Genomic DNA, 2,068 nt, shown 5'->3' with positions numbered 1-2,068 from the left:
TCCATTGCTCACGCCCTGATGCTATACAAAAACAAGCTACTGACGCAGCACGAGGCAAAGGCCATACTTGAAGGGCTCAAGAAAATCCTCGGGCAGCACAAGGCAGGCAGCTTCACCCTTGTGCGGGAGCTTGAGGACGTGCACATGAATGTAGAGGCGCAGCTTACAAAGCTTACCCCGCACGGCAAAAAAGTGCACACAGCAAGGTCGCGAAACGACCAGGTCAACCTGGACATGCGCCTGTACATGCGAGCACAGATAATAGAGCTTCTGGAAAAGCTTGCCGGGCTTGGAAAAGCCTTGGCCATAGTTTCAGCAAAAAAAATCCCAATGGCGGCATACACGCACACGCGTGTTGCAATGCCAATAAGCGTCTCCTACTGGGCAAATGCCTACTTTGACTCCTTTGCCCGCGATGCGCTGCGGCTTTCAAACGCGTATGACATGCTCAACACAAACCCGCTTGGAAGCGGGGCTGTTGCAGGCACAAGCCTGCCAATTGACAGGGAATACACTGCAAAGCTTCTAGGCTTTGAAAGCGTCCAGGAAAATAGCCTGGACTGCTCCTCAAGCCGCGGCGAGTTTGAGGCAGAGGTTGCATTTGGATGCTGCCTTGTTTTGCTCCATCTTTCAAGAATTTGTGAGGAACTTGTCTGGCAGTCCCAAAAAGGCCTTGTCAGCCTGCCAGACCAGTACTGCACCGGAAGCTCCATGATGCCCCAGAAAAAAAATGCGGACATACTTGAGCTTGTGCGAGGCAGGGCCGGCCGGGCGTATGGCAATCTGCTGCACATACTCGTATCGCTTAAGGGGCTGCCTTCAGGCTATAACTCCGACACGCAGGAGACAAAGTTTGCCATAATGTCAAGCCTGCAGACGGCAAAGCAAAGCGTCGAGGTTCTTGCCCGCGTGCTGCCGGATTTGGAGTTTGACAAGGCAAAGCTTGTTGAGGAAATTGAGCAGGGATACGCCTGTGCAACGGAACTTTCTGACGTGCTTGTGAGCGCAGGCGTGCCATTTCGCGACGCACACTCAAAGGTTGGGCAGATTGTAAAGCAGTGCATTTCCAGCAAAACATACCTTTCCGCACTCAAGCCAGAACGAATTGAGCAGATGGCCGAGGTATTGGTTGACAAAGGCGAGCTTGCGCAGGCAGTCAATCCTGACAAGACAAACCAGTATGACGCAAAAATCGCGGCCTCACGAATTGTTTGGCTTGAAGGCCTTGCCGGAAAAAAATCTGAAAAGCTTGCCCAGGCATCCAAACTTTTGTATGCAGAGCTTGAAGCAGCCCTGGCTTTCGACTAAACCGCGGGTTTTCTGGCATTTTCAAATGACTGGAGCTTCTGCTAAGCCAAATATTTGGGCTTTTGACGAAAAGGTGCCTCAAGAAAGTATTTTATAGGTTCAAATGCAACACAATAAACAGTGATATTGAATGGTTGACATTAAAGGATCGCTTGCCGCAGGCAAAATGAGCATGATTGCAATGCTTGCACTTTGGATTGTTATTACGGTTTTGGGCATTGTTGCCCCAATGCTCAACCTGCTTGGGCTTTTGCAGTTTTTCGTGCTAAACCCGCTGCTGCTTGCTTATGCGGGCTTTGTTGCAACCAAAAAGATGAACATGGATCTTGTGGGTGGAGTGCTTGCAGGTGCGCTGTCAGGGATTGTAGTCAGCGTGGTCACTGGGATAATGCAGATAATAATGGTTGCAGTGGGCCTAGGCTCGCTTGCAAACAACAGCCCACTTGGCGGCACAAGCGGCGCTAGCACTGCTGCAATAGGCGCGGTGCTGCTTGTAGCCACTGTGATAGGCGCAGTATTCATGGTTGGCGTGCTTGCGGTTGGAGGTGCCATCTGCGGCGCAATTGGCGGCTACATAGGGGCAAGAAAGTAGAATGCCAAAAACAATGCATAAAAAGCGGCAGGAAACTGGACCGGTTTTTTCTGCCAAAAATCTTTTTTTATTCAATTGCAAGGGCTTTTTCAAGGCCTTCGTAAGGCTCCTTGAAGTAAATGACCCTTTGCGGCACAAACCTTATGTGGCTTGGCTTTTGCCAGTCAT

Annotated in this window: 2 protein-coding genes; both read left to right on the top strand. The window is 50.5% G+C overall.

Going from position 1 to position 2,068, the window contains the following annotated elements; all coding sequences use genetic code 11:
* A partial coding sequence (argH, locus tag FJZ26_05715; protein ID MBM3229905.1) for an argininosuccinate lyase occupies nucleotides 1-1,308 on the top strand: 1,308 nt, incomplete at its 5' end.
* Between the two features lie 130 nt (nucleotides 1,309-1,438).
* Nucleotides 1,439-1,900: a hypothetical protein gene (locus FJZ26_05710; protein MBM3229904.1), complete on the top strand. Its 462-nt coding sequence runs from the start codon at nucleotides 1,439-1,441 to the stop codon at nucleotides 1,898-1,900.
* Nucleotides 1,901-2,068: the final 168 nt, after the last annotated feature.

The organism is Candidatus Parvarchaeota archaeon (assembly GCA_016866895.1).
Taxonomy (GTDB): Archaea; Micrarchaeota; Micrarchaeia; order Anstonellales; family VGKX01; genus VGKX01.
Note: the sequence above shows the minus strand (reverse complement) of the source record. Positions and strands in the feature narration are given on the sequence as shown.